At 72.2% G+C, this 21,179-nt stretch carries 18 protein-coding genes; 10 read left to right on the top strand and 8 right to left on the bottom strand.

Translation table 11 applies throughout. The annotated features are described in order from the left end of the window. Window positions 1-101: 101 nt before the first annotated feature. On the top strand, window positions 102-2,201 hold the full coding sequence (locus tag DPQ23_RS13095) for a pseudouridine synthase (protein WP_240602754.1): 2,100 nt from the start codon (window positions 102-104) through the stop codon (window positions 2,199-2,201). Between the two features lie 89 nt (window positions 2,202-2,290). Here DPQ23_RS13095 and hemP read toward each other — a convergent pair whose 3' ends face one another. Further along, a complete protein-coding gene (gene hemP / locus DPQ23_RS13090) occupies window positions 2,291-2,458 on the bottom strand; it encodes a hemin uptake protein HemP (RefSeq protein ID WP_112875233.1) in 168 nt (55 codons plus the stop codon). A 77-nt stretch (window positions 2,459-2,535) separates the two neighbouring features. Next, window positions 2,536-3,474 (bottom strand): zinc ABC transporter substrate-binding protein, encoded by a 939-nt coding sequence (locus DPQ23_RS13085; RefSeq protein ID WP_112875232.1) that lies wholly within the window; start codon window positions 3,472-3,474, stop codon window positions 2,536-2,538. A 75-nt stretch (window positions 3,475-3,549) separates the two neighbouring features. Between DPQ23_RS13085 and DPQ23_RS13080 the strand changes: the two genes are divergently transcribed. From DPQ23_RS13080 to DPQ23_RS13065, 4 genes are all read left to right on the top strand, one after another. Continuing rightward, complete coding sequence (locus DPQ23_RS13080; RefSeq protein ID WP_112875231.1) at window positions 3,550-4,032, top strand: Fur family transcriptional regulator; 483 nt, start codon at window positions 3,550-3,552, stop codon at window positions 4,030-4,032. Beyond that, window positions 4,029-4,832: a metal ABC transporter ATP-binding protein gene (locus DPQ23_RS13075; RefSeq protein ID WP_112875230.1), complete on the top strand. Its 804-nt coding sequence runs from the start codon at window positions 4,029-4,031 to the stop codon at window positions 4,830-4,832. Before DPQ23_RS13080 ends, DPQ23_RS13075 begins: the two co-directional genes overlap by 4 nt. Continuing rightward, entirely contained in the window at window positions 4,825-5,604 is a 780-nt protein-coding gene (locus tag DPQ23_RS13070; RefSeq protein WP_112875229.1) for a metal ABC transporter permease, read from the top strand. The genes DPQ23_RS13075 and DPQ23_RS13070 overlap by 8 nt, the downstream gene beginning before the upstream one ends. A 194-nt stretch (window positions 5,605-5,798) precedes the next feature. After that, window positions 5,799-6,041, top strand: a complete 243-nt coding sequence (locus DPQ23_RS13065; protein ID WP_112875228.1) for a hypothetical protein — start codon at window positions 5,799-5,801, stop codon at window positions 6,039-6,041. A 184-nt stretch (window positions 6,042-6,225) separates the two neighbouring features. Here the strand turns inward: DPQ23_RS13065 and DPQ23_RS13060 are convergent, their stop codons facing one another. From DPQ23_RS13060 to DPQ23_RS13045, 4 genes are all read right to left on the bottom strand, one after another. Then, on the bottom strand, window positions 6,226-6,888 hold the full coding sequence (locus DPQ23_RS13060; RefSeq protein WP_240602752.1) for a YjbF family lipoprotein: 663 nt from the start codon (window positions 6,886-6,888) through the stop codon (window positions 6,226-6,228). Continuing rightward, entirely contained in the window at window positions 6,867-9,107 is a 2,241-nt protein-coding gene (locus DPQ23_RS13055; RefSeq protein ID WP_112875226.1) for a YjbH domain-containing protein, read from the bottom strand. Before DPQ23_RS13055 ends, DPQ23_RS13060 begins: the two co-directional genes overlap by 22 nt. Before the next feature lie 135 nt (window positions 9,108-9,242). Continuing rightward, entirely contained in the window at window positions 9,243-9,884 is a 642-nt protein-coding gene (locus DPQ23_RS13050) for a hypothetical protein (protein WP_112875225.1), read from the bottom strand. Between the two features lie 125 nt (window positions 9,885-10,009). Next, complete coding sequence (locus DPQ23_RS13045) at window positions 10,010-11,392, bottom strand: L-serine ammonia-lyase (RefSeq protein WP_112875224.1); 1,383 nt, start codon at window positions 11,390-11,392, stop codon at window positions 10,010-10,012. A 261-nt stretch (window positions 11,393-11,653) separates the two neighbouring features. On the opposite strand from DPQ23_RS13045, the gene dusB reads away from it, so the two are divergent. From dusB to ntrX, 5 genes are all read left to right on the top strand, one after another. After that, complete coding sequence (gene dusB / locus DPQ23_RS13040; protein ID WP_112875223.1) at window positions 11,654-12,682, top strand: tRNA dihydrouridine synthase DusB; 1,029 nt, start codon at window positions 11,654-11,656, stop codon at window positions 12,680-12,682. After that, window positions 12,679-13,824: a two-component system sensor histidine kinase NtrB gene (locus tag DPQ23_RS13035; protein ID WP_112875222.1), complete on the top strand. Its 1,146-nt coding sequence runs from the start codon at window positions 12,679-12,681 to the stop codon at window positions 13,822-13,824. The genes dusB and DPQ23_RS13035 overlap by 4 nt, the downstream gene beginning before the upstream one ends. A gap of 12 nt (window positions 13,825-13,836) precedes the next feature. Further along, window positions 13,837-15,309 carry a response regulator gene (locus DPQ23_RS13030; RefSeq protein WP_112875221.1) on the top strand — a complete coding sequence of 491 codons (1,473 nt, stop codon included), beginning with the start codon at window positions 13,837-13,839 and terminating at the stop codon, window positions 15,307-15,309. 83 nt (window positions 15,310-15,392) lie between these two features. Continuing rightward, the gene (locus tag DPQ23_RS13025; RefSeq protein WP_240602750.1) at window positions 15,393-17,660 is read left to right on the top strand and encodes a sensor histidine kinase NtrY-like; all 2,268 of its coding nucleotides are present in this window, start codon (window positions 15,393-15,395) and stop codon (window positions 17,658-17,660) included. Beyond that, on the top strand, window positions 17,657-19,042 hold the full coding sequence (ntrX, locus tag DPQ23_RS13020; RefSeq protein ID WP_112875220.1) for a nitrogen assimilation response regulator NtrX: 1,386 nt from the start codon (window positions 17,657-17,659) through the stop codon (window positions 19,040-19,042). Before DPQ23_RS13025 ends, ntrX begins: the two co-directional genes overlap by 4 nt. Before the next feature lie 372 nt (window positions 19,043-19,414). Here ntrX and hflX read toward each other — a convergent pair whose 3' ends face one another. Further along, complete coding sequence (gene hflX / locus DPQ23_RS13015; RefSeq protein ID WP_112875219.1) at window positions 19,415-20,836, bottom strand: GTPase HflX; 1,422 nt, start codon at window positions 20,834-20,836, stop codon at window positions 19,415-19,417. Continuing rightward, a complete protein-coding gene (hfq, locus tag DPQ23_RS13010; RefSeq protein ID WP_112875218.1) occupies window positions 20,837-21,070 on the bottom strand; it encodes an RNA chaperone Hfq in 234 nt (77 codons plus the stop codon). Window positions 21,071-21,179 lie beyond the last annotated feature (109 nt).

Below are 21,179 nucleotides of genomic sequence, written 5' to 3'. Positions count from 1 at the left end.
CCTGCACCGACCCGCAGGATCGCGCAAGAACCGCTTTCGCCCGGGCCGCGTTGGGCGTAACAGGGCCGCTTGCCACCGCAGCGACTGCGAAGGAGATCGCCATGACCGACCCCCACCACCCCGCCGACGAGCCCGCCCGCGACAAGGACCGCGACCAGGACGACCGCCCGGACCTGCCCCAGGCCGCCATCCCCCATGGCGGCGCAGGGCCCGCCGACACGGGCCCTGCGGCCGCGGATGCCGCGGACGGGGCTGCGGCCGACGAGGGGGAGACCGAGGACATGGATGAGGACGGCGCCGACGATACGGGCGCCGACGACAGGGGCGCCGACGCGATGGCGCTGGACGCCGCCGATCCGCAGGACGACGACGACGACGATATCGCGCCGCCCCCGCCCGAAAGCGGTGCGGAATACGCGGCCGTCTATGCCGACGAGGCGCCCGGACCCGACCCGGCCGAGGTCGAGGCCGAGGCCGATGGGGCGGACGACGCACCCGAGCCCGCCCGCAAGTCCTCGGGCGGTGAGCGCATCGCCAAGGTGATGGCCCGCGCCGGCGTCGCCAGCCGGCGCGAGGCCGAGCGGATGATCGTCGAGGGGCGCGTCACCGTGAACGGCGACAAGATCACCTCGCCCGCCCTGGACATTCTGCCCACCGACAAGGTCCGGATCGACGGCCAGCCCATGGACGCGCCGCAGGAAACGCGGCTGTGGCTGTATTACAAGCCGGTCGGGCTAGTGACGTCGGAATCCGATGAAAAGGGCCGCCAGACCGTGTTCGACGCGCTGCCGCGCGACCTGCCCCGCGTGATGAGCGTGGGGCGGCTGGACCTGAACTCGGAAGGGTTGCTGCTGCTGACCAACGACGGCGAGCTGAAGCGCAGGCTTGAGCTGCCCGCGACGGGCTGGCTGCGCCGCTATCGCGTGCGGGTCAACGGCACGCCCAACGACCTGACCTTCGACCCGCTGCGCCGGGGCGCGTCGATCGAGGGCGAGGATTTCCAGCCGATGGAGATCAAGCTGGACAGCCAGCAGGGTGCAAACGCCTGGCTGACCGTCGGCATCCGCGAGGGCAAGAACCGCGAGATCCGCCGCGCCATGGCCCATGTCGGGCTGATGGTGAACCGCCTGATCCGCATCGGCTATGGCCCCTTCAAGCTGCTGGGGATGGAGCCGAACGAGGTCCGCGAGGTGCGCCGCCGCATCCTGCGCGACCAGCTTGGCGGCCTGCTGACCGGCGACCCCGACGAGACGCCGCGCGCCCTGGGCGCGGCAGGGCGCGCCGCGGCCGTTGCGGGCGCAGGCGACCGCGCCCCCCGTGCCGACGGCGGCAGGCCGCGCGCCGATGCAGGCAAGCCGCAGCGCGGCCCCCGCCCGGATGCCGGGGCCGATCGCGGACCGCGCGGACCGCGCCCCGACGCGGGCGATCGCCCCCGCAAGCCGCGCACCCCGCGCGCCGAGGGCAGTCATGACCGCCCGCCGCGCGCCGAAGGCGCAGACCGCAAGCCCCGTGCCCCCCGGCGCGAGGGCGAGGGGTTCACTCCGCGGGGTCCCCGAGCCGAGGGGGAGGGCTACAAGCCGCGCGGTCCGAGAGCTGACGGTGAAGGCTACAAGCCGCGCGGTCCGAGAGCCGACGGTGAAGGCTACAAACCCCGCGGTCCGAGAGCCGACGGTGAAGGCTACAAGCCGCGCGGTCCGAGGGCTGACGGGGAAGGCTACAAACCCCGCGCTCCGCGGCCGCAGGGAGAGGGCTACAAGCCCCGCACCCCGCGCGCCGAGGGTGACAGCTACAAGCCGCGCGGTCCGCGGACCGAGGGCGACAGCTATAAGCCACGCGGTCCGCGGCCAGAGGGTGGGGGCTACAAGCCTCGCGGGCCCCGCGGCGAAGGCGGCCCCGGAGGGGCAAGCGGGGAGCGGCGGTTCGGGCCAGGTGCGGCTGGCAAGCCCGCCGGGGGACGGCCTGGGGCTGCAAAGCCGGGCGGCGGCAAGCCTTATGGCAAGCCCGGCGGCGCGAAGCCGGGCGGGGGCAGGCCCTTCGGCAAACCCCAGGGGGGCACGGGTGGGCCTGCCAGCGGCGGGCCGGGGGGCAGGCCGGGGCCGAAGGGACCGCGACCGGGCGGTCCCCGGTCAGGCGGGCCCCGGTCAGGCGGGCCCCAATCAGGCGGGCCCCGGTCGGGCGGTCCGGCGCGGCCACGCGGCTGACACGCCGCCCGCATCCTGCACAGTGACAGGGCCGCCGGCGATCACCGGCGGCCCTTGTCGTGCCCGTCGACAGGCGCGGCCGGGGGGCCTTATTTCGTCAGGATCAGCTTTCCCGCGCGCGTGATCCGCAGGTTGTAGACCTGGTCCCCCAGGGCGATCAGGGCCTGGTTGCCGCCGCCCGTCAGGGCGTTGGCGTCATGCAGCGGCATGGTCAGGGCAATGCTGCGGGCGAAGTCGGTCGGGTTCAGGGCGGTCATGGCACGGCTCCGGTTTGTCCTGACCAAAACCTGACTGAATCATTTTCCGATGTCAAAGTGAAATTGTCAGATAAGCATCATCGTTGCAGGCAGGCGCCGAGCGCGTCCGCCAGTCCCGCCAGCACAGCGCCGTAAAGCCCGGGGCCCGGGGCGATCCCGCTGCCCTCGGGGTCAAGGGGCGGGCCCATGACGACGCCGCTGCCCTCGACCACCATCGCCAGGGTGGCGGGGTCGTGGTTCGTCTCGGGAAAGGCGCAGGCGGCGTCGGCCTGTGCCAGTTCGCGGCGCAGGTCGGTCAGTCGCGCGGCCCCCGGCGCGGCCGCCCCGATGGTGGCCACGGCAAGGGCCGGCGCAAGGCCGTAATGGTCGGTGAAATAGCCATAGGCGTCGTGCGCGACGACGAACCGCTGCCCCCGCACGGGGGCAAGCTGCGCCTGCAACCGGGCGTCCAGCGCCGCCAGGTCCGCGCGCGCCGCGGCCGCATTGGCGCGATAGCGGGCCGCATTCGGCGCGTCTCGGGCGACCAGCGCCTCGGCGATGGCGTCCAGCCACAGGGCGGCATTGTCGGGGTCAAGCCACGCATGGGGGTCGATGCCCTCGTGGTCATGGTCGTGGCCGTGGCCGTGGCCGTGGCCGTGGTCGTCCTGGTCGCCGCCGGTCTCGTGCTCGCCCCCCTCTGCCCTGTCGCGCAGGCGGGTTCCCGGAACCTGCAGCAGGGTCAGCACACGGTCCGGCCCCAGCGCGTCGGCGGTGCGATCCAGCCAGCCGGTCATCTGCGGGCCGACCCAGACCAGCAGGTCGGCCCGCCGCAGCGCCGAGGCCTGGGACGGGCGCAGTTGCAGATCATGCGCGTCCTGTCCCGCACCCGCCAGCACCTGCGGCTGTCCCTGCGCGCCCATCACGGCCGCCACCAGCGAGGCCGTGACCGGGGTATCGGCCACCACTGACGGCCCGGCCGAGGCGGCGGCGGGCAACAGCAGGGCCAGGGTGGCCAGGATCGGGGCAGAGCGGATCATCGCGACGTCCTTGTCAGGCAGGGGTATTGCCGATACGTTATAGCATTACACGCCTAAGAAAAGATACAATGTAACATGCCCGCGGACGCCGAGGCCTTTCACGACCACGACCATGCCGCCTGCGCGCGCGGGGCGTTGCAGGCGGCGCTGGACCGGGTGCGGCAGCGTGGCGCGCGCATGACCCCGGTCAGGCGGCGCACGCTGGAGATCCTGCTCGAGTCGCACCGCGCGATGGGCGCCTATGAGGTGCTGGAGCGGCTGGCCGCCGACGGCTTCGGCCACCAGCCGCCGGTCGCCTATCGCGCGCTGGATTTCCTGGTGGAACAGGGGTTGGCGCACCGGGTGCAGCGGCTGAACGCCTTTGCCGCCTGCATCCATCCCGACCGCGACCATGCCCCGGCGTTCCTGATCTGCCGCGCCTGCCAGCGCGTGGCCGAAGCCGACGCAGCCCCCGCGGGCGCAGCCCTTGGCCGAACGGCGGGCGGGTTCCGGGTCGAGCGGCTGACGATCGAGGCGCTGGGCCTGTGCCCCGCCTGCGCCGCGGTCGATCCTGCATGAGCGCGCCGTCCCTGTCGTCGGCCTGCGTCCAACCGCCGCTGATCGCCGCGCACGACCTGACCGTGACCCGCGCCGGACTGGAGACCCCGGTGCTGCGGGGCGTGTCGCTGACCGTCGCGCCGGGCGAGATCGTCACCGTCGTCGGCCCGAACGGGTCGGGCAAGTCCACGCTGATTCGCGCCCTGCTGGGCCACCTGCCGCTGGACGGCGGGCGGCTGGCGCGGGCGCCGGGACTGCGGATCGGCTATGTGCCGCAGCGGGTGCAGATGGACGCCGCGATCCCGATGACCGTGCGGCGCTTTCTGTCGCTGCCGCAGCGCGTGGGCGACGACCGGGCGGCCGCCGCGCTCGCGCGCACCGGCGTCGCGGGGCTGGAACGGCGGCAGATCGCGGCGCTGTCGGGCGGGCAGTTCCAGCGGGTGCTGCTGGCGCGGGCGCTGCTGACGCGGCCGCAGCTGCTGGTGCTGGACGAGCCGACCCAGGGGTTGGACCAGCCCGGCACCGTCGCCTTTTATCGTCTGATCGAGTCGTTGCGGGCCGAGACCGGCGCCGCCGTCCTGCTGGTCAGCCATGACCTGCTGGTGGTGATGCGCGCCTCCGACCGGGTGCTGTGCCTGAATGGCCATATCTGCTGCGAGGGCACGCCCGAGGACGTCAGCGCCGCGCCTGCCTATCGCGCGCTGTTCGGCGACGGGCAGGGGACGCTGGCGCTGTATCGCCATCACCACGACCACCGCCACGACGGCGAGGGGCCCGGCGCCGCCATCCCCCGGCCTGCAGCCGACTGCCGCCATGATTGAGGATTTCCTGCTGCGCGCCGGGCTGGCGGGGCTGGGGCTGGCCGTGGCGGCGGGGCCGCTGGGGTCGTTCGTGGTCTGGCGGCGCATGGCCTATTTCGGGGACGCGACCGCCCACGCGGCGATCCTGGGGGTGGCGCTGGCGCTGGCGGCGGACCTGCCGGTGGGCCTGGGCGTGCTGGCCGTGGCGCTGGCGATGGCCGCGCTGGTGGCGCGGCTGGCGCGGCGCGGTCAGGGCGCGGACGCCACGCTGGGGGTGATGGCGCATTCGGCGCTGGCGCTGGGGCTGGTGGCGGCCAGCCTGGCGCCGGGGGGCGGGCTGAACCTGGACGCGTTCCTGTTCGGGGACATCCTGTCGGTCACCCGGACCGACGTGGCCTGGATCTGGGCGGGCTCGCTTGCGGTGTTGGCGCTGCTGGTCTGGCGCTGGCAGCGGCTGGTGACCGCCACGGTGAACGAGGAGCTTGCGATGGCCGCGGGCATCGACCCCGCGCGCGAGCGGATGATCCTGGCGATGGCCCTGGCCATTGTCGTCGCGGTGGCGCTTCGGATCGTGGGCGCGCTGCTGGTGTCGGCGATGCTGATCGTGCCAGCGGCCGCCGCGCGGATGATCAGCGCCACACCCGAACGCATGGCGGTCACCGCCAGCGCCATCGCGGCGGGCGCCGTGATCGCGGGCCTGGCCGGCAGCCTGCGCTGGGACACGCCCGCGGGCCCCTCGATCGTGGTCGCCGCCGCGGTCGTCTTTGGCGCGGTGGCGGCCGTCCGGGGCTAGCGTCTCATTACGGCCACAGTCCCGCAGAACGCTTGCGGGGACGGAACCGACCCCCCTGCAAGTTGTTGGCCGATATGCAACAGTGGCCCCGACCCGGCCGATGGCGAGGAGCAAACGCGCTTTTCAAGATCGGGGGTTTGTGCAACTGTCGCCTCGATGCTGTCGGACTGGCAGCCTTCAAAAAAGTACGGAGCATGATCATGATGAAATTTGCTACCTTCGCTCTGGCCCTCGGCCTGTCGGCTTCGACCGCTCTGGCCGGTGGCTATGTCGCCCCCGTCGTCGACGTCGAGCCGGTTGTCGTCGACACCCAGCCCGCTTCCTCGAACGCCGGTCTGGTCGTTCCCGCCCTGCTGCTGCTGGGCGTGATCGCGGCCGTCGCCTCGGACGACGACGATGATGACGACGACACGGATGGTGATGACACCACCAACTGATAATCCTGAAGGATTATTACTGATTTGGGGCCAGTTTTCGGACTGGCCCTTTTCATTTTCCGGACACGCAAGCGCACAAATTCCCGCCCTACCGGCCTTGATGGGCCCTCGACGAACACGAAAAAACCCCGCCGGACCGGCGGGGTTTCATTGTTCGGGCCTTCATCGTTCGGGGCGGCGGCGATCAGGGCCGCAGCGTCTGCACGGTCGCATAGCCCAGCACGGGGCCGATCCACTGCCGCGACACGCCCGCGCCCGGCAGATAGCTGTTCTGAAAGCTCAGCCCGTGGCCGGTGCAATCCTCGATCATGACGCCCGGGCGGGGGCCGGGACCGATCTGGCAGTCGAAGACCAAGGGCCGTTCCAGCCCGTCGGCAGAGAAATAGCGCATCGTCCGCTGCGCCGTTCCCGACCGGCCCGCGCCGACCAGGGCCGCCGTCCCCGACGCCTCGGCCACCGACAGATCGTTGCCCAGGCCCCGCGTGCCCGTCAGCATGAACCCGCGCAGGATCACCGCCTGCTCGCTCTCGGTCATGTAGGTCCGCATGCCGCCGTTCTCGCCGGTCAGGGCCAGAACCTGCGTGGTGCCCAGGCTTTCCAGCCCCACCATGATCAGCGGGCCCTTGTTGACCGCAAGCGCCTCGGCCGCCATGGCCTGCGGGTCCGGGGCGGGCGCCGCGGGGGCGGACTGCCGGCCCGACAGAACCTGCCCCACCAGCTGGCGCCCGATGTCCAGCGTCGTCGGCCCGTCCGACCGGGTGTTGCCGCAGGCGGCCAGGGCGGCCAGCGCCAGCGCGGCAACAAGGCCGCGGGTGAACGTCACGGTCATCGCCAGAATTTCCCCCATCCGTCATACATCCGCGTGCCGTGGCTGTCGCGGACCGTGTCATACAGCCGTCCGTCCACCCTGAGCCGCTGGCCGCCATCGCGGTTCAGCGACCCCAGCGTGCCGCCGACCGTGCGCTTGGTGGGCGTCCCGATGGCCCACGCCAACGGCGCGCGGATCGTGATGCCCTTGTCGAACGAGCCTTCGCCGAACTCCTCCTCGCTGAGGTTCGTCTTGGTGACGAAGGCCCCGACCTGCCAGCCGCTGGGGAATTCGCGCGTCAGCGACAGGGTCGCGCCGTTGTCGCCCGCCAGATAGCGGCCGGCGTCCACCTGCCCGACAAAGCCGTTGCCGAACTCGTAATAGGCCGAGACATGGCCGGTCGTGACCTCATAGTCGATGAACTCGAACGCGTCGCGGAAGTCGCGCTTGCGCACGCGGTTGATTTCGACCCCAAGCCCCAGGGGCGAGTTGACCGGCTTCCACAGCGCCTCGCCGGAGACGCCGGCGTACATCCGCTCCAGCAGGCCGACGGTGACGCGGGTATAGGTCGTGGGCGTGGGCCGGGCGTACCAGTTCAGCGTCAGCTCCGGCACCTGCGGCGAGTCGTTGCCGGAGTACATCCTCCCGTCGGACCGGACGCGATAGACGCCTCCATTCTGGGCCGTGACCTCCTCGACGCTCATCGCCTCGTATTCTTCGACCGTCATCGTGCCGGGCGCGTCCTGCTCGGCGTTGCCGAACAGGCGCTGGCGCAGCGTGCCCTTGACCAGCAGGCCGGGCAGCAGCTCATAGCTGGAACTCAGCGCCGCGCCCACTTCGTAGCGGAACGGCTCGTCGGGATCGAACAGGCCGGTGCTGTAATAGGGGCGCAGCGACCATTGGAACCGGGGCAGGGTCCCGGGGGTCCCCACCAGGCCCGCGGGACGGGCAACGGCGTCGGTCAGCACGGCGGCGTTGGCGATCTGGCCGGCCTCGGTGTTCTCCAGCCGCTCGACATCGGCGCGGCGCATGACCACCGACGAGGTGGGAATCCCGTCCTCGACCGAGGTCACGACCAGCGTGTCCACTGACGGCGGCAGGGCGCGGGTCATCAGCCGCGCCGTCCGGCCGACCGCCTGGGCCTGCTGCATATAGCGGTTGTTGCGGATGCGGACCTCGGCCCGGTCGGCCGTCAGCACCATGGATTCAAGCGTCTGCCCTTCTTTCGCCAGGGCGTCGGCCAGGGCCCGCTGGATGGCGGGCTGCGCGGTCGGGTCGGCCGACCAGGCGCCCGACCACCCCTCGGGGTCGGCGGCGGGCGCCGCGCGCGGGCGCACCGGCGCGGGCGCCTTTTCCAGCCCGGACGGATAGGGCGACTGCTTGGGGTTCAGCGCCAGCGAGACCTGGATGCCCGCGTGCTTGCCGCCCAGCAGATAGCCACCGACCTGCCACGCCGGGCCGCCCTGCCAGGCGAACCCCAGGTTGATGTTGTTCTTCAGCGGATCGTCGTCGCTGACCCAGGGACGGCGCGCGCAGTTGTCGGCGTCGCCGGTCTCGCAGGCGTAATCATCGCCGGAATATTCGGCCGCCAGCGTCAGCCGGTCGGTCGCCTTCCACTGCACGCCGGCAAAGGGCGCGACCTCGCCCTTGAACCACTGGTTGGCGTTCAGCTGCCCGCCGGTGCCCTCGTCGGGACCGGGCCGGTCGCCAATGATCGAGCCGAGCCCCCCGGACGAGGCGAGGCGGCCCCAGCCCAGACCCGCCGTGACGCGCAGCCGCGGGTTCAGTGTCTTGGTCGCCACCAGGTATTCGGCCGAATAGAACCCGGTGCCCACGGCATCCTGAAGGCCCACGGCGATGGCCGGCCTCCAGCCGTTCTCGGCCTCGTCGAGGATCTGGAAGCGCAGGTCGAACGAGCGGTCGCGGATATAGCCGCGGCGCTGTTCGGTGCTGTCGAACTTGCCATAGCGCAGCGCCACGCTCATCCGCGGGATCAGCTGAAAGGTAAGGCCGGTCCGCTCGTCCAACTGCGACACCGACACGGTCGCGGCCAGCGTGGCGTCCGGCAGCATCTCGGCGGTGGGCGTGTCGATCAGGCCCGGCAGGCCATAGCGGTTCATCATCGTGCCGATCATCGGCTCGGCCAGGGCGGCGGTGGGCGCCACGTTCATCGGCGCCAGGGCCAGCAGCGCCGCGGGAATGGCCGTGGCCAGCAGGCGGCGCGTGTGCAGCGTCGGGCGGGTGCGGCGGGGCGTCATCGGGTCTGTCCTTTCACGGTCGGAACCGGGCGGGCCGGCAGACGAGCCCAGCATCCTGGGCATGGCCCGCGCTGGCGGGGCGGTGGGGGCCGGAAACGGTCGGCGGGGCGGCGGGCCCGCCCCGGCCGGATGGCATCAGGCCCGCGGTGGTCGGGCCGAACCGATAGGCGCCGAACCGAGCTCTGCGGTCGTGGCCGCCGCGGCAGCGGTCGGGACGGCGTCGGGTTTGGCTTTCGGCGTCGCGCTTGCTGCGGCGGGGCCGGTCGCGGCGGGGACCCCCGGCGTCGCGCAACCGGCAAAGCGGGCACCGTTGGCGCGCAGCATGGCGGTCATCGGCTGGTCGCCGCAGTCCGCGCTGCGGATGGTCAGCGCAAACGGCTGGTCGTTCAGCGTGCCGATGTACTCGACCCCGCCCGCATAGGGAACGCGCTTGACCGCCACGGTCGCGGCCCTGGCGCCGGGCCGCTCGAAACGGGCCGAGCCGTCGCTGACCGTCGCGCTCCATCCCTCGCCCGCGGCGACGAAGCTCGTGGCCTCCAGCGTCTTGCGCTCGGCGGTGGCGACGGGTGCGGTGGCGCCCCCCACCTCCAGCGGCTGGTCCAGCGGCGAGGCGCCGGTCGGGTCGGGGATCGCCGGCTTGGGCGGCGCGTTGGGATCGACGGGCGCCACGGCCGGCGGCGCGGGCTGGTCCCAGGGCATGCGAAAGTCGGCCCGCGACTGGGCGTCGCAGGCGGCCAGTGCCAGCGGCAGGGCCAGCAAGGCAAAGCGGGATGTCATGTCAGGTCCTGTCCGTCGCTCAAGGCTTGTTCTTTGATGCCAGCCTTAGACAGGCGCACCTGTCCTGACAAGCGCACGCCGCCCATAGGGATGCGAAATCCGCCCGGCTGCGCGGCGTCTTGCCGTCAACAGTTCGGGACGTTGACCGCCAGCCCGCCCAGCGAGGTTTCCTTGTACTTGTCCGACATGTCGCGGCCGGTCTGGCGCATCGTCTCGATCGCGGCGTCCAGGGGCACGAAATGCGCCCCGTCGCCGCGCAGCGACAGGCTGGCGGCGCTGACCGCCTTGATCGCGCCCAGGCCGTTGCGCTCGATGCAGGGCACCTGCACCAGCCCCGCCACCGGGTCGCAGGTCATGCCAAGGTGATGCTCCAGCGCGATCTCGGCGGCGTTCTCGACCTGCTCGGGCGTGCCGCCCAGGACCGCCGCCAGCCCCGCGGCCGCCATGGCGCTGGCGCTGCCGACCTCGGCCTGGCAGCCCGCCTCGGCGCCCGAGATGCTGGCGTTGTGCTTGACCAGCCCGCCGATCGCGGCGGCGGTCAGCAGGAACTCGGGCAGCTGGCTTTCGGACGCGCCCGGCACATGGTCCAGCCAATAGCGGATCACCGCGGGCACGACGCCGGCCGCGCCGTTGGTGGGCGCGGTCACGACCTGGCCGCCTGCCGCGTTCTCCTCGTTCACCGCCATGGCATAGGTCGACATCCAGTCGTTGATGATATGGGGCGCGGTCTGGTTCATGCCGCGTTCGGCCAGCAGCGCCTGATGGATGCCGTGCGCGCGGCGGCGGATGTTCAGGCCGCCGGGCAGGGTGCCGCCCTGCGCCAGTCCGCGGTCCATGCAGTCGCGCATCACCTGCCACAGCCGGGCAAGGCCCTGCCGGATTTCGGCATCGCTGCGGTGGACGCGCTCGTTCTCCAGCTTCATCTGCGCGATGGACTTGCCCGAGGCGCGGGCCATCGCCAGCATCTCGGCGGCGGTGGAAAACGGATGCGGCACGCGCGGCGTGGCGTCGGTGCGGCTTTCGTCGCCGCGGGCGGCCATCTCGTCCGCCGTCAGAACGAATCCGCCGCCGATCGAGTAATAGGTTTCCGACAGGATCACGTCGCCCTGCGCGTCGGTCGCCATCAGGATCATGCCGTTGGCATGGCCGGGCAGCGGCCGGTCGAAATCGAAGATCAGGTCGCGGTCGGGATCGAACCGCAGCGTGCCGAGTCCGGGCGGCGACAGCTGATGATCCGTGCGGTTGGCCGCAAGGACCGCGTCCGCCCGGTCGCGGTCCAGCGTGTCGGGGCTGAACCCCGCCAGCCCCAGGATGGTCGCCCGGTCGGTGGCATGGCCCTTGCCGGTGAACGCCAGGCTGCCGTGCAGGCTGGCACGCAGCCCGTGCGCCTGGAACGGCGCCGCCCGCAATCGGTCAAGAAACCGCGCCCCGGCCACCATCGGCCCCATCGTGTGCGACGAGGACGGGCCCACCCCCACCTTGAACAGGTCGAATACCGACAGGAACACATGCGCCTCCTGCACATCAGGTCTGTGCCGCCAGCCTAGGGCGCGGGACGCCGCGCGGCCAACAGCCCTTGCCGTTCATGTCGCATTTCTACTGCCGCCTGGGCAAGGGCGCGGGCAATCCCGATGTCGTGTTTGCAAGCTGCCGCTTTTTTGTGCATGGCTGTGCGCGAACAGGCAATCCGCATCGCAGGGGGCCCGTCCCAGCGGCGGGGCGGGGCAGGCCCCTGTCGCGGGTGCCCCGGGTGACTAGAGCTTGCAGACATGACCGCTGATCCGATCCGCCTTGGCCCCTTTGCGCTGGACCCGCCGGTGTTCCTTGCCCCCATGGCGGGGATCACCGACCTGCCGTTCCGCCGCGCGGTCGCCGCGCATGGCGCGGGGCTGGTGGTCAGCGAGATGGTCGCCTCGACCGAGATGGTGACGCCGCGCCCCTCCACCCGCGCCGCGGTGCGCGCCAAGGCCCGGACCCAGGGTGACGTGCCGGTCAGCGTCCAGATCGCCGGGCGCGAGGCGCAGGCGATGGCCGAGACCGCGCGCATCGTGGCCGGCATGGGGGCGCGGATCATCGACATCAACATGGGGTGCCCGGCGAAAAAGGTGACGGGCGGGCTGTCCGGCGCGGCCCTGATGCGCGAACCCGACCGGGCGCTGGCCCTGATCGAGGCCGTCGTGGCCGCCGTTCCCGACCTGCCCGTGACGCTGAAGATGCGGCTGGGCTGGGACGACGACTGCCTGAACGCGCCCGAGCTGGCGCGGCGCGCGCGGGACGCTGGCGTGCGGATGATCGCCGTTCACGGCCGCACGCGGGCGCAGTTCTATACCGGGCGCGCCGACTGGTCGGCCATCCGCGCCGTGCGCGACGCGGTGCCCGGCCTGCCGCTGGTCGCCAACGGCGACATCGTGGACGCCGCCAGCGCGCGGGCGGCGCGGGCGGCCTCGGGGGCGGATGCGGTGATGATCGGGCGCGGCGCGCAGGGGGCGCCGTGGCGGGTGGCCCAGATCGCCCACGCCCTGCACGGCGCACCCGCGCCCGTGGTGCCGCAGGGGGCGGCGCTGGCCGATGCGGTCGCGGCCCATCACGACGACATCCTGTCCCATTATGGCGCCGACCTGGGCCTGCGCGTCGCCCGCAAGCACCTGGGCTGGTACGCCGAGGCCGCCGACCTGCCCGACCCCGCGGCCGCACGGCGGGCGCTGATGGCCGCCGCCGACGCGGCTGCCGCCCGCCGGGCCATCGCCGCGGTGTTTTCCGGCGCAGGGGCGCGGCCGTTTCCGGGGCGCGCGGCATGACCGCGCCGCCCGGCAACGGCCACGACGACGCGGCTGCCGCCGCGGCGGGCTTTGCCGGGCTGCCGCTGCCGGTCGTGCTGTTCGACGCCCAGGGGCGCTTTCTGCGCCTGAACGAGGCGGCCGAGCGGTGGCTGAACCTGTCCACGCGGTCGGTCCGGGGACTGTCGCCCGGCGATCCGTCGCTGTTTGCGCGCCTGCGCGTCGCCGCCGAGGTGCCCGCCCTGCTGGCCGCGGCCGCCGCCTCCGAGGAGCCTGTCCACCGCCGCCGCGTGACCTTTCAGATCGGCGACCGTGCCGGGGGCTGGACCCTGCGGCGCGGCGCCGTCCATCTGTCGGCGCTGCCCGGCGGCGGGTCCGTGGCCGCCATCGTGCCGGACGGCGACGGGGTCGAGCCGCCCCGCCGCGGCGCCCGCGCCGCCATCGGCATGGCCGAGATGCTGGCCCACGAGATCAAGAACCCGCTGGCCGGCATCCGCGGCGCCGCGCAGCTGCTGCGGCAGGGACTGGGCCCCGAGGACCGCGACCTGGCCGACCTGATCGTCGCCGAAAGCCGTCGCATCGTGGCGCTGATGGACCAGGTGGAACGATTCGGCGACACCTCGCCCCCGCGGCGGGGGGCGGTCAACATCCACGACGTGCTGGACCGCGCGCGCCGCATCTTCGAGCTGACGGGCCGTGCGCCGCGGATGGTCAGCGACTATGACCCCTCGCTGCCGCCGGCGCTGGTCGATGCCGACGCCATGGTGCAGCTGGTCCAGAACCTGCTGCGCAACGCGGCCGAGGCGCTGGGGCGCGCGCCGCCGCCCGATCCCCTGATCCGCATCCGCACCGCCTATGACGGGACCGTGCGCGCCGACACCGGCGAGCCTCTGCCCCTGCAGGTCGAGATCGAGGACAACGGCCCCGGCATCCCGGATGCGATCGCCGACCAGATCTTCGAGCCCTTCGTGTCCGGGCGCGAGAACGGCACCGGCCTTGGGCTGGCGCTTGTCGGCAAGATCGTCACCGACCATGGCGCGCGCATCCGCGTGGACAGCCAGCCCGGCCGCACCCTGTTCCGCCTGTCGCTGCCCCGCGCGCCCGATCCGCGAGGCCCCCACCCCCACCGTCCCGACTCTCGCCACCCCGAACCGCCCCGCTGAAGGAGACCGTCGATGGATGGCACCGTCCTGATCGCCGATGACGACCGCACCATCCGCACCGTGCTGACGCAGGCGCTGACCCGCGCCGGCTGCCGGGTCCATGCCACGGGCACGCTGTCGCAGCTGATGCGCTGGGTCGAGGAGGGGCGCGGCGACCTGGTCGTCACCGACGTGATGATGCCCGACGGCAACGGCATCGACATGATCCCCCAGATCCGCCGCACGCGCGCCGACCTGCCGGTGATCGTGATCTCGGCCCAGAACACCATCGTCACCACGATCCGCGCGACCGAGGCGGACGCCTTCGACTATCTGCCCAAGCCGTTCGACCTGCCCGACCTGATGGCGCGGGTGCGGGCGGGGCTGTCGCGCCGTCCGCGCCGGGCCACGGGCGCCAATCCGGGCGACGGCGGGGCAGAGGGAGCGGAGACGCCGGCGACCGATCCCGCCGCGGCGCTGGTCGGCCGCGCGCCGGCGATGCAGGCGCTGTTTCGCACGCTGGCCCGCGTCGTGAATGCCGACCTGCCGGTGATCGTCGCGGGCGAATCGGGGTCCGGCCGCACCACCGTGGCGCGGGCGCTGCACGAGTTCGGCGACCGCAAGGGCGCGGCGCTGGTTCGCCTGACGCCTGCCGACGCGCTCGACGCACTGGGCGACGCGATGGTGCGGGCCACCGGCGGCACCCTGCTGATCGAGGATGCGGGCAGCCTGGACCCGACGGTGCAGGGACGCCTGGTCGGGCTGATCGAAAGCGCCGAGAGCGGCCCCGACCGTGCCCGCGCGCCCCGGCTGGTGGCCACGACCGGCCCCGATCCGATGGCCGAGATGGCGGCCGGGCGGCTGCGGCAGGACCTGTATTACAGGCTGGCGGGGCTTGTGCTGACGGTGCCGCCGCTGCGGGCGCGGCTGGACGACATCCCGCCGCTGGCGCGGCATCTGCTGGCGCGCGCCGCCGGGCAGGGCCTGCCCGGCCGCACCCTGGGCCAGGACGCGGCCGAGGTGCTGCGCGCCCATCCCTTTCCCGGCAACGTGCGCGAGCTGGAAAACCTGCTGCGCCGCCTGGCCGTCACCGGCAGCGCCCCCGACATCGGCGCCGACGAGGTGCGCGCCGCGCTGGGCGGGGCTGCGGGCTATGCGGCGGGGCCGGCCGCGCCCCCCGTCGCCCGCACCGCCGGCCCCGCCACGCCCGAGGCGTCCGCCCTGCCCCAGGCCGCGGCGATGGCCGGACCGACCGGACGGCTGGCCGAGTCCGTCGAGCAGCACCTGCAACGCTATTTCGACCTGCACGGCGATCAGTTGCCGCCCGCCGGGCTGTACGACCGCATCCTGCGCGAGATCGAGCGGCCCCTGATCCAGATCGCGCTGGACGCCTCGGGCGGCAACCAGCTGCGCTGCGCCGAGCTTCTGGGCATCAACCGCAATACGCTTCGCAAGAAGGTGAACGACCTGAATATCGAGGTGACACGCCGCCGCCGCCTGATGTAAAACGGTCACAGATGCGACGGGCGGCGTAACGCCCGCGCCACAGTAAGCCGCGACAACAGCGGCAGACCGAGCGAGGCAGGCAGGTGGCACAAGCCCTTGCAGGGACATCCTGGGACAGGCTGGCGCGACTGCGCCGGCGGCGTCGCGTGCAGGGCGCGGCGGGGCTGGCGCTTGCCGTGCTGGGGCCGGTGCTTGCCCTCGCTACCTATGCCGTGATGGGGCCGCTGGGCACCACGTCCGAAAGCACGGCGCTGCGGCTCGTGCTGCTGGCGGACCTGATCTACATCCTGCTGCTGGTCGGGCTGGTGGGCGCGCGGCTGGCGCGCATGGTGGCCGCCCGGCGCAACGCCGCCGCCGGGTCGCGGCTGCACATGCGCCTGGTCGGCGTCTTCGCCGGCATCGCGCTGGTGCCCACGGTGCTGGTCGCGCTGTTCGCCGGGCTGACCGTCAACATCGGGCTTGAGGGCTGGTTTTCCCAACGGGTCCAGCAGGTCGTCGCCACCTCGCTGTCGGCGGCCGAGGCCTATCAGAACGAGCATCGCCGCGACCTGACCGCCGACGCCCGGCTGCTGGCGCGGGTCATCGACGACGCGGCCCGCGTGGCGCCCCTGATCGACGACGGCGCCCTGCGCGCCGTGCTGACCGAAGGGCAGGGCCTGATCCAGCGCGGCCTGCGCGAGGCCTATGTCATCGACGGCACCGGCGCGATCCGGGCGCGGGGCGAACGCAGCTATCGGTTCTGGTACGAACAGCCCGCGCCCGAGCAGTTCCGGGCCGCCCAGACGGACGGGCTGGTGCTGATCGAGGACTGGGACAACAACGAGTTCCGCGCGCTGGTCGCGATGCCGCGGCTGCCCAACCGCTATCTGTATGTCACCCGTGACGTGGACGGCGAGCTGCTGGGGCTGCTGGACAAGACGCGCGCCACCGTGGGCCTTTACCAGCAACTTGAACAGACCCGGTCGCGCGTGCTGTTCGAGTTCTCGCTGGTCTATCTGGGCTTTGCGCTGCTGCTGGTGGCAGCGGCGATCTGGGCCGGGCTGTGGTTCGCCGAACGGCTGTCGCGCCCCATCGGGCGGCTGGCCGCCGCCTCCCAGGAGGTCGGCGCAGGCAACCTGAACGTGCAGGTGCCCCGGTCCGACACGGGGGACGAGATTCAGACGCTGGGTGAGAACTTCAACCAGATGACCCGCCAGCTCAAGGCCCAGCGCGACGAGCTGGTCGACAGCTATCGCGCGGCGGACGACCAGCGGCGGCTGTTCGACAGCGTCCTGTCGTCGGTCACATCGGGGGTGATCGGGCTGGATGCGGCGGGCGAGATCGACTTCCTGAACCGCTCGGCCACGCGTCTGCTGGGCCTCGACCCCGCCGGGCGCCAGGACGTGCCGCTGGCGCAGGCCGTGCCCGAGTTCGCCCCGCTGTTCACCCGGCTGGGCCAGTCCGTCGCCGAAAGCGTCCAGGACGAGGTGCGGCTGATGCGCGACGGGCACATGGAAAGCCTGCTGGTGCGCATGGCGGCCCGCCTGTCCGACGCTGGCGCCATCGAGGGCTATGTGATCGCCTTTGACGACGTGACCGAACTGGTCACGGCCCAGCGCATGGCCGCCTGGGGGGACGTGGCCCGCCGCGTGGCGCACGAGATCAAGAACCCGCTGACCCCCATCCAGCTGTCGGCCGAACGCATCCGGCGCAAGTTCGGCAAGCTGGCGGCCACCGACGAGGACCGCGAGGCGCTGGCGCAGTATACCGAGGTGATCATCCGCCAGACCGGCGATCTGCGCCGGATCGTGGACGAGTTCTCGCGCTTTGCCCGGATGCCCGAGCCCGATCGCAAGGAAACCGATCTGGCGCGGCTGCTGCACGAGGCCGTCACCCTGCAACGCGAGGCGCTGGGGGCGGCGCTTGCGGTCGACATCCCGGACCAGCCGGTGATCGTGGACTGCGACCCCGGCATGATGGGCCAGGTGTTCACCAACCTGCTGAAGAATGCGGGCGAGGCGCTGCGCGACCGCGCCCCCGGCGACTGGCAGCCCCGCGTCGCCGTCACCCTGCAGGCGCGCCCGGACGCGGTCACGATCCGCATCACCGACAACGGCGTGGGCCTGCCCGAGGACCGCTCGCGCCTGTTCGAGCCCTATGTGACGATGAAATCGGGCGGCACCGGCCTGGGCCTGCCTATCGTCAAGAAGATCGTCGAGGAACACGGCGGCCAGCTGATCCTGACCGACGCGGCCCCCGAGGGCGATGGCCACCGCGGTGCGATGGCCGAAATCCGACTGCCGCGCGAACGCCAGCCCGTCCGGCTGGCGGCGGCGCGAAAAACCAGAACCGAAGAGGCGACAGGCACATGAGCGACATTCTGATCGTCGACGACGAACGCGACATCCGCGAACTGATCGCCGACATCCTGCGGGACGAGGGCTATGCCACGCGGGTGGCCGCCAACGCCGACGAGGCGCTGGCCGCGATCAACGCCGAGGAACCGGCGCTGATGATCCTGGACATCTGGCTGAAGGACAGCCGGATGGACGGCATCGACATCCTCAAGCAGGTCAAGCGCAACAACCCCGACGTGCCCGTGGTCATCATCTCGGGCCACGGCAACATCGAGATCGCGGTCGCCGCGATCAAGCAGGGCGCCTATGACTTCATCGAAAAGCCCTTCAACATCGACCAGCTGATGGTCGTGATCACGCGCGCCATGGAAACCAGCCGCCTGCGCCGCGAGAACGCCCAGCTGCGCCGCAAGGAGGTCGCCTCGACCGAGATGCTGGGCCATTCCGCGCCCTTCCGCCGGCTGCGCGACAATCTCGACAAGGTGGCCAAGTCCAACGGCCGGGTCATGCTGACCGGCGAGCCGGGCACCGGCAAGGAGCTGGCCGCCCGCTACATCCACGCCCACAGCCCGCGCGCGGGCGCGGCGTTCGTCACCGTTCCCTGCGCCTCGATCGCGCCCGACCGGATGGAGGAGGTGCTGTTCGGCCGCGAGACGCCCGAGCGGGGGGTCGAGCCGGGACTGCTGGAGCAGGCGCACGGCGGCGTCATCTATTTCGACGAGGTCGCCGACATGCCGCTGGGCACCCAGCCCAAGATCCTGCGCGTGCTGACCGAACAGCAGTTCACGCGGGCGGGCGGCAGCGACCGGGTGCGCGTGGACCTGCGGGTGATCTCGTCCACAAACCGGGACCTGGCGACCGAGATCGCCGCGGGGCGGTTCCGGCAGGAGCTGTTCGACCGGCTGAACGTCGTCCCCGTCCCCGTTCCGGCCCTGGGCGAACGGCGCGAGGACATCGCCGAGCTGGCGCGCCATTTCATCAACCAGTTCCACGCCAGCCAAGGCCTGCCCGCCCGGGCGCTGCCCGAGGACAGCATCGCCGCGCTGCAGGCGATGCGCTGGCCGGGCAACATCCGCCAGCTGCGCAACGTGATCGAGCGCGTCCTGATCCTGGGCGACGGCACCGGCCCGATCCAGCCGGCCGAGCTGCAGCCGCAGGGCCCGTCGCACGACGCCGGCGAGACGCTGGCGCTGGGCCCGCAGATCACCGCGCTGGCCCTGCGCGAGGCGCGCGAGCTGTTCGAGCGGGATTACCTGCTGACGCAGATCAACCGCTTCGGCGGCAACATCAGCCGCACCGCGCAGTTCGTCGGCATGGAGCGATCCGCCCTGCACCGCAAGCTGAAGTCGCTGGGCGTCGTGGGCGGACGGATCGAGGAAGAGGTCATGGGAACCTAGGCACGCCGGGCCGCGTGCCGGCGCGTTCGCCCGAGGGAACGGCCGCGGTCGCAGGCGGGCCAGTCCCCCTGCGGCAACGGGCCGAGGTGGCGGCCTCGCACACCGTCGTGGGCAGGGACAGGCCGCGACTGCAAGCGGACGAACGTTGCGCGGACCCGGCACCCGGCATTCGGCCTGCGCGCCGCTGGCGGCAGACGTGCAGGTCATCGCTGCAAGCGTGCGGGCCCCAGCCGGCCTGATGGCAAGGCTGGCGATGGGTACGCCTGCGTTGGCGTCAGGGCAGGGCGCGCCTCACCTGTCGCCGCGCGCGGACGGGCGAGGCAACCGGCGCGCGCCAACAGCGGCGTCGGGGCAGCGCCCCCGCGCACGCCCTCAGTCGCGGGCGAGCGGGTCCCAGCCGCCGGGCGTGCGACCGGCCGGGGCATCGTCGCTTTCGTCGTCCTCGGCCTTCGGGTCGGCGGTGCTGTCCAGGGCCTGAAACGCGCGGCATTGGCGGTCGGTCCAGCGGACGCGCAGGCGCTGCGCGTCGTCCGCCGTCTCCTCGCCCTCGACCACACCGGCCGCATGCAGCCAGGCCCTGCGGCGGCCGTCGTCATGGGGGATCGTCACCACCGCCTCGGATCGGTGCTCGTCCAGCACCTCGGCCAGGCGGGCGTCGATCGCGGCGACCAGGTCGTCCAGCCCCTCGCCGGTCAGGGCGCTGACCGCCTGCACGTCTGCACGGCGCGAATCGGTGCGCCGCAGCGCGGCACGGGTGTCGGGGGACAGCGCGTCGATCTTGTTCCAGACCTCGATCAGGGCCACGTCCTCGTCCACGCCCAGGCTGTCGAGGATGTCGCCCACGTCGGCGGCCTGCTCCTCGGTCTCGGGATGGCTGATGTCGCGGACGTGCAGGATCAGATCGGCCTCCAGCACCTCCTCCAGCGTTGCGCGGAAGGCCGCGACCAGTTCGGTCGGCAGGTCGCTGATAAAGCCCACCGTGTCGGACAGGATGACGCGCCGCCCCCGCGCCTCGCCATCCGCGCCGGGCAGGTTGATCGCCCGCATTGTCGGGTCGAGCGTGGCGAACAGCATGTCCTCGGCCACCACCTCGGCCCCGGTCAGGCGGTTGAACAGCGTCGATTTCCCGGCGTTGGTATAGCCGACCAGCGCGACGATCGGATAGGGCACCTTGGCCCGCGCGGCGCGATGCAAGGTGCGGGTCTTGACCACGCGGTCCAGCTGCCGGCGCAGGCGGATCATCTGGTCGTCGATGGCGCGCCGGTCGGCCTCGATCTGCGTCTCGCCGGGGCCGCCGACAAAGCCGAAGCCGCCGCGCTGGCGTTCCAGGTGGGTCCAGGCGCGCACCAGCCGCGTGCGCTGATAGGACAGCGCGGCCAGTTCCACCTGAAGCACGCCCTCGCGGGTGCGGGCGCGGTCGGCGAAGATTTCCAGGATCAGGCCCGTGCGGTCCAGGATCTTGACGTTCAGGTGCTTTTCCAGGTTGCGCTGCTGCACCGGGGTCACGGGGCCGTCGATCAGCACCAGCTCTGCCCCCTCGCCGTCGGCGGCCGCGGCGATCTCGGCCCCGACCTCCTCCAGCTTGCCCGAGGAAAACAGCATGCCGGGCGAGGGGTTGCGCAGCTTGGCGACGGTTGCGCCCACGACCTCGATCGCGGGCAGGGCGCGGGCCAGGGCCACCGCCTCCTCCAGCGCCAGCTCGGGGGCGCGCCGCTGGTCGCGGCGGTCGCCCAGGTCGGGATGGACCACGAAGGCGCGGGTCGGGCGCTGCTGCGTTTCGAACGTCTCGGCCAATCAGTCCTCGCCTTCGTACAGGCTGATGGGCTGGCCCGGCATGACGGTCGAGATCGCGTGCTTGTAGACCAGCTGCGACTGCCCGTCGCGGCGCAGCAGGACGCAGAAATTGTCAAACCAGGTGATGACGCCCTGAAGCTTGACGCCGTTGATCAGAAAGATCGTGACCGGCACCTTGGCCTTGCGGACATGGTTCAGAAACGCATCCTGGAGGTTCTGCTTGTCGCCGGCCATGCGGGGCGCCCTTTTTGTTGTTCTTGGACAGACACTGTTCACATTTAGGTCAGCGATTTCAGCCTTGCAAGGATGCGCCGCCAGCAGCCCGCGGCGGTGTTTCCCATCC

The organism is Paracoccus endophyticus (genome assembly GCF_003286075.1).
Classification (GTDB): domain Bacteria; phylum Pseudomonadota; class Alphaproteobacteria; order Rhodobacterales; family Rhodobacteraceae; genus Paracoccus; species Paracoccus endophyticus.
The sequence above is the reverse complement of the archived record's forward strand: the minus strand, read 5'-3'. Positions and strand labels throughout refer to the sequence as shown.